The 5,981-nt window shown below is 65.3% G+C and carries 8 protein-coding genes and 2 pseudogenes; 6 read left to right on the top strand and 4 right to left on the bottom strand.

The features are described 5' to 3' along the window. Positions 1–618: 618 nt before the first annotated feature. The 5 genes and pseudogenes from KBY96_RS16035 to KBY96_RS16055 form a co-directional block, all read left to right on the top strand. Positions 619–954: pseudogene (locus KBY96_RS16035) on the top strand (transposase); the annotation flags it as partial. Between the two features lie 91 nt (positions 955–1,045). Next, positions 1,046–1,177 carry a hypothetical protein gene (locus KBY96_RS16040; protein ID WP_254980554.1) on the top strand — a complete coding sequence of 44 codons (132 nt, stop codon included), beginning with the start codon at positions 1,046–1,048 and terminating at the stop codon, positions 1,175–1,177. A gap of 306 nt (positions 1,178–1,483) precedes the next feature. Continuing rightward, positions 1,484–1,639 (top strand): hypothetical protein, encoded by a 156-nt coding sequence (locus KBY96_RS16045; protein WP_254980555.1) that lies wholly within the window; start codon positions 1,484–1,486, stop codon positions 1,637–1,639. 7 nt (positions 1,640–1,646) lie between these two features. After that, positions 1,647–1,925 (top strand): DUF1651 domain-containing protein, encoded by a 279-nt coding sequence (locus KBY96_RS16050; RefSeq protein ID WP_254980556.1) that lies wholly within the window; start codon positions 1,647–1,649, stop codon positions 1,923–1,925. A 14-nt stretch (positions 1,926–1,939) separates the two neighbouring features. Next, positions 1,940–2,308, top strand: coding sequence for a cupin domain-containing protein (locus KBY96_RS16055; RefSeq protein ID WP_254980557.1), 369 nt, complete (start codon positions 1,940–1,942; stop codon positions 2,306–2,308). On the opposite strand, the gene KBY96_RS16060 is transcribed toward KBY96_RS16055, so the two are convergent. The 4 genes from KBY96_RS16060 to KBY96_RS16075 form a co-directional block, all read right to left on the bottom strand. Continuing rightward, positions 2,297–2,626, bottom strand: a complete 330-nt coding sequence (locus KBY96_RS16060; protein ID WP_254980558.1) for a cation transporter — start codon at positions 2,624–2,626, stop codon at positions 2,297–2,299. The genes KBY96_RS16055 and KBY96_RS16060 overlap by 12 nt on opposite strands. Further along, a complete protein-coding gene (locus KBY96_RS16065; RefSeq protein WP_254980559.1) occupies positions 2,623–2,853 on the bottom strand; it encodes a cation transporter in 231 nt (76 codons plus the stop codon). Before KBY96_RS16065 ends, KBY96_RS16060 begins: the two co-directional genes overlap by 4 nt. Before the next feature lie 33 nt (positions 2,854–2,886). Next, positions 2,887–4,443 (bottom strand): glutamate synthase-related protein, encoded by a 1,557-nt coding sequence (locus KBY96_RS16070; RefSeq protein ID WP_254980560.1) that lies wholly within the window; start codon positions 4,441–4,443, stop codon positions 2,887–2,889. Between the two features lie 296 nt (positions 4,444–4,739). Next, entirely contained in the window at positions 4,740–5,411 is a 672-nt protein-coding gene (locus tag KBY96_RS16075; protein WP_254980561.1) for an isoprenylcysteine carboxylmethyltransferase family protein, read from the bottom strand. Between the two features lie 107 nt (positions 5,412–5,518). Here KBY96_RS16075 and KBY96_RS16080 point away from each other — a divergent pair. Next, positions 5,519–5,875 (top strand): annotated as a pseudogene (locus KBY96_RS16080) (NAD(P)-binding protein); the annotation flags it as partial. Positions 5,876–5,981 lie beyond the last annotated feature (106 nt).

Consider the following 5,981-nt stretch of genomic DNA (forward strand, 5'->3'; position numbering starts at 1 on the left):
CCGATCGCCGAGTTGCGCATTCAGCGATCAGGGTTCATAGTGGATAAACGGAGCTGCGCAATCAGCTTCCAGGCAGTCATCCCCTGACTGCTCCTGTTCACCCTCCGGAGAGGGTCACAGGACCTCCCGAGTTACACCACTCCATGGGACGCCGCTTCACCTTGGCGAGTGCAAGCTGAGCCTGACAACGGTCGATCCAGGCTTCAGCGAGTCCCGGATTCAGCTCGATCGCCTGGGTGCACACCTTGACGGCAATCTGCCAATCAGAAGCTTTGATCCGTGCTCTGCACTGAACCGCTACATCATCACTGGCCGCAGAGGCTGCCGGCACAACTCCCCATAGCGCTGCCATAGGGAGCAAGCCGCAGACCACCCAGAGAGGGAGCCAATGGGATCGCGAAGACATGGTGGGAAATACTTTTTGAAGTCACCGTAGACACATCCCAATGGCTTGGCAATGTCAATCCAGGAACTGGTCGCTTGCTCAGTTGATGAGTTCAGCTGAACCGACGCACAAAGGCTGCTTCTCCTCCAAGTGAAAGTCCATTAGGGAGACCCTGGAAAACCCAGCCCGACCACGGGACAATGGTGCTGTGATCACAGGCTTGGACTGGGGTGATGGGCGGTAAGCAGCTGGGATTTGGCGATTACGAGCAGACCACCGCCAAGAAGCGCACCAAGCGTGAGAAGTTCCTGGCTGAGATGGATGCGGTGGTGCCCTGGGGAGCCCTGATCGAATTGATCGAGCCTCACTATCCCAAGACCGGCAGCAAAGGCGGCCGCCCGCCTTACCCGCTGGCCACGATGCTGCGGATCCACCTGATGCAGCAGTGGTATTCGCTCAGTGATCCAGCGATGGAGGATGCCCTGATCGAGGTGCCGACGATGCGCCGGTTCGCCGGGATCGACATGCTCAGCGACCGGATCCCCGATAAGACCACGAACTTGACCTACTGCTAACTGCCGGAGAAGCACGGGCTGGGGGATCAGATTTTTTGACAGCGCCAAGGCCCTCATCCACTCCAGAGGTGAGTGCCCCTTCCTGGTGATCAAGCAGCAGTTCGGCTTTCAGAAGACCAGGCTGAGGGGCATGATGAAGAACCGCCGCAAGTTGAATGTTCTGGCTGCACTGACGAATCTGTTCCTGGCGCGGCGTCAGTTGCTAGCGACTCCGTGATCAGGGGAGTGGCGTGCCTGAAAGAGGCCATTCACGGGTGCAAGGCAGCAAAAAAGGAGCATGAGATGACCTTGGTTGGGCATAGATCAATCCCTGAGCACAGCCGGAGGAGCAATCCGGCGATGTCTGATCTCAGGAGGCGCCCAAGCCCTTGTTGCTCAGAGCTTCCCTAAGGAACCAAGCATCCTGACGATCTTGATCCTTCTGTGTGCCGGGCATGGTGCGTCCCCCCCTCTCTCCTCCCTTCAGCCTCCCAGTTCTCCCCTGGACCATGCCATCGAGGGTTGGCCCTATCGCGATGAGGGCATGCTGCTCCAGACCCTCAGCCGCAAGGTTTGTATCACCTGCCATTGCTTCCGGCACGAAAGCGGTGTGAACGGCAGCCCGCTCGTCACCCACCTCTGCCAGGGCTGGACCGACGACATGACCCGCAGCCACGGCTGGGCGCCAGAAGCCGGCTGATCCGGCCATGGCCGCCAGCAAGCGTCCTCCGCTCTCGCCACGGGAAGGCTGGCTCAGCGATGGCAGCCAGGTGCTGCACTTCCGGCCCAGCCGCTGGACCCGCCACAACCAGGTACTGGAGGTGACCTCCGGCGAGCTGCTGCCGGGCGAACCGGTGCCGCTGCTCAAGAGGCGGCGGGAGCTGACCCGGGAGGAGGCCATCCGGCTCTGGCGCCAGATGCGGAACGCGGGCTTGCAGCCTTGTCCGCCCCAGTGGGTGCCCCCTGCCTCCCGTTCGCCTCGCTGATCAGAATCGGGGCCATGGAGCTTCATGCCGACCTCAGCCAGCGCGCCCTGCACGACACCAACGCCCTGGCGTGGATGCCTTCGCCGATGGCGGGCGTGGAGTGGTGCATGCTCGATCGGCGTGGCGACGAAGTGGCTCGTGCGACCTCGATCGTGCGCTACATGCCCGGGAGCCGGCTTGAACGCCCCGTCCATGGCGGCGGCGAGGAGATCCTGGTGCTCGCCGGCGTGTTCCAGGACAACCAGGGCACCTATCCGGCCGGCAGCTGGCTGCGCAACCCGCCCGGCAGCGTGCACCGGCCCTGGAGCGAGGCCGGTTGCACGATCTGGGTCAAGACCGGCCACCTGCCGAACACCCAGGGGCCCGATGGCTCAGACGCGTGAGGCCCGAGCCTCCCGCAGGATCCGCCGGCCGCCATTGAGCACCAGCAGGCCGGCCACGATCACGCCCAGGTTGGCCAGGGTGTCGTTGGTGGAGAAGATCACCGAGGCCCGCATGGGCACGCCGCCCTCGCGGTGCCGGCGCACCAGCACCAGACAGAGCAGGTTGGCCAGCAGGGCCAGGGAGCCGATGCCCACCATCAGGGCGCTGATCGGTTCACGGCCCACCGCGGTGCGCCTCAGCACATCCAGCAGCACCCAGATCGCCAGGATGATCTGCAGCCGGCCGCTGAGCACGGCGGTCCGGCGCTGCTGCGTCATGCTGGGCCCACGGCTCCAAGGCTGAGGCCATAGACGCCCGCGTCGGCCAGCATGTCGAGCGAGTCGGCGATCAGGCCGGTGGAGCCTGCTCGCAGGCCTACAGCCAGTTCCACCACAAACATGGCGGCGTTGATCACCAGCACCACCCAGAGGGCGCGGCGCTGCAGCTCAGCCGCCTGCTCGGCTCCACAGCAGCAAGCCACAGCCTTGCTGCTGCCTTGGGCCATAGCGCGAGGGCTGGTCGATTTTTCCGCAAACTCCTACCCCACCGGAGCGTCCAGAGCCGAGCCGCTCCAGGCGATCCCGGCCAGATCCGCCACCTCCCGGTGCCAGCTGGCCAGGTCGTTCCTGGAGAAGCCACGCAGATGGTCATGACCACAGGCCCGTGCCAGCACCTGCATCAGCGCCACCGTCGCCTGCAGGAACCGCTCCAGCCGCTGGGCGGCATGCTCCACCTCCAACCGACGGCGCAGCTGCGGATCCTGGGTGGCGATGCCCGCCGGACAGCGGTTGGTGTGGCAGATCCGGGCGCCGACACAGCCGATCGCCTGGATCGCCGCATTGGCCAGGGCGATCCCATCAGCCCCGAGGGCCATGGCCTTGACGCAATCAGCCGGGGTGCGCAGGCCGCCGGTGGCGATCAATGTGACGCGGCCGCTGGCGCCCCGGCGATCGAGGTGGGCCCGGGCCCGCGCCAGGGCAGGGATGGTGGGCACGCTGATGTGATCGCGCAGCAGCAGGGGCGCGGCGCCGGTGCCGCCGCCGCGGCCATCGAGGATCAGGTAATCGGCGCTGGCCTCGAGGGCGAAGTCCACGTCGGCCTCGATGTGCTGGGCACTGAGCTTGAAGCCCACCGGGATGCCACCGGTCAGCTCCCGCACCCGATCGGCGAAGGCGCGGAAATCGCCCGGTGAGTGGAGATCGATGAAGGTGGGAGGTGAGTGGATCGGCTGGCCTTCAGGGATGCCACGGATGGAGGCGATGCGGGCAGTGACCTTGCTGGCCGGCAGGTAACCGCCGCTGCCGGTCTTGGCGGCCTGGCCGGCCTTGAAGTGGAAGGCCTGCACGCGAGGCAGCAGCTCCTCCCGGTAGCCGAACCGGGCCGGACCCAGTTCAAAGAGATAGCGGCTGTTGGCGGCCTGCTCCTCCGGAAGCATCCCGCCTTCCCCGGAGCAGATGCCCGTCCCGGCCCGCTCGGCCCCGGTGGCCAGGGCCAGCTTGGCCTCCTCGGAGAGGGCCCCGAAACTCATGTCGGAGACCAGCAGGGGAATCTCAAGCCGCAGGGGTCGCCGCGCCTGGGGGCCGATCACCAGCTCGGTGCCCACCGCCGCCTCGCTCGGCAGGGGCTGGCGGGCCAGCTGGGCCACCAGGATCTGGATGTCGTCCCAGAGGGGCAGCTGGGAGCGCGGCACGCCCATGGCCGCCAGCGGCCCCTCGAGGCCCACCCGATCGAGGCCATGTTCGGCCAGCGCGTGGATCAGCGCCACGTTGGGCTCTTCCGGCGTGGGCTGGGGCGTCGGCATCGCATCAACCGGCTCCGGCTTGGGCTCATCCGCGTGGACGCTGTAGAGCGATCCGACCCGATCGGCCGGCACCTGGCTGTGGCTGCCGTCGCAGTAAGGCGGAGTGGCGGTCTGCTTGCAGCGGCACAGCACGGCACTGCCGCTCGTTTCGGCCACGAAGGCCAGGGGGCTGAACCCGGTGCCCTGATGGGAGCCGTCGCAGAAGGGCTGGTCAGCCGACCTTCCGCAGGCGCAATAGAAGTACTCCTTCCCCTGCTCCAGTTCCACGTTGATGGGGGTGCTGGCGGCAACCATCGGTGCTGGCATCGAGCTCAGGCGTACGACACGGGCCGGTGGCCCACCATTCAGTGTGGAGCGGGCCAACGAAGGACGCCGCCTGATCAGGTAAGGGGGTGGGGGTGTCTTTCGTGTCCCAGAACCCAGGGGCGAACTCGGCACCCTCGTGCCGGCCAATGCCTGCACGAGCCACAAGAGCCAGAGCAGCGAATACCCCGCCGAGGTGATCCCTCTGCTAACCCATGGTGCAGCGCAATCTGGTGTACATCGGCATCACCAGCTGCTTGCCGCGGTTGATGCCGGCTGCGTGGGCCTCACCAGAGGCCTGGCAGTAGCCGCGCGCTGCGCTGCTGCCAGGCGCTGAACTCCGGGTACTTCGCCGCCATCTGCGTTTCCTTCTGGCCGATGCGCTGCAGGTAGATCAGCAGCACCAGAGCCGGCACCAGGTAGGCCCAGATGTTGCCGGCCACCACCGCGAAGCTCAGGTAGCGCAGCAGGTCGCCGAGGTAGTTCACATGGCGCACGCGACGCCAGATGCCGTCGCTCACCAGGCCGGCACCCATTGCCTTGGCGGTGGTTTTCTGCGCATCGGCGCTGGCGTTGATCAGGCTGCCGAAGCTGAACAGCACCAGCGCCAGGGCCACGGCGGCCTGGGAGATCGGCACGGGATTGAGAAAGGCCAGCAGCCCGGGCAGGCTGTAGAGCACGCCGATGAACAGCAGGGCGAAGCCGAAGCCCACCGCTCCCACACGCTCGCTGAACAGCTGCCGGGCCCGCTCGGGAAACAGCCACTGCTCCAGCAGCCACCAGAGGCAGTAGCTGATGTGCAGGCTGAGGTAGAGCACCTGGCGAATGTCCTGCACGCCGATCACGCCTGCCAACACCAGCAGCAGCACGATCGTGAGCATTTTGGCGGTGTTGATCGCCGTGAGTTGGCTCCAGCCCGCCGGCGGGGTCTGGCCCTCCTCCCGTGCTGATTCAGCCATCCGCGCACCCTCGCTGGCGGCAACCTAACGACCCTGGCGGGCGTCGCGACCGCCAAAACCGCTCACACCGCCGCTGCCAGCTAGAACGAGCCATGCCAGACGACACCATGCCCGACACAAAACAATCTCATGTGGTCGTCATCGGAGGCGGATGGGCTGGCTGGGGTGCCGCAAAGTCACTCTGCGAAGCCGGCGTTGACGTGACCTTGATCGATGGGATGCTCGATCCAACCGGCAGTCAACCAATCACAACCAAAAGCGGTAAACCCTTTGAGGCTGGAACCAGGGGCTTTTGGAAGGACTATCCCAACATCAATGCCCTCACAGAAGAGCTCGAAGTTGGCACTATTTTCACTGACTTTACAACCAGTGCTTTTTGGTCACCCGATGGATTGGAAGCGACAGCTCCTGTTTTTGGAGAATCACCCCAATGGCCAAGCCCCCTAGGGAACCTCTGGGCAACGAGCCCTGAAAGAGAGGCCAAGGTTCCAATTTGCTCGGAATGAACAATTTTTGGCGGATCTGAGCCTCGATTGGCCTGATTTCACCTTTCTGGGAGCCGAAACTTGC

This window comes from Cyanobium sp. ATX 6A2 (genome assembly GCF_024346355.1).
Classification (GTDB): Bacteria; Cyanobacteriota; Cyanobacteriia; order PCC-6307; family Cyanobiaceae; genus NIES-981.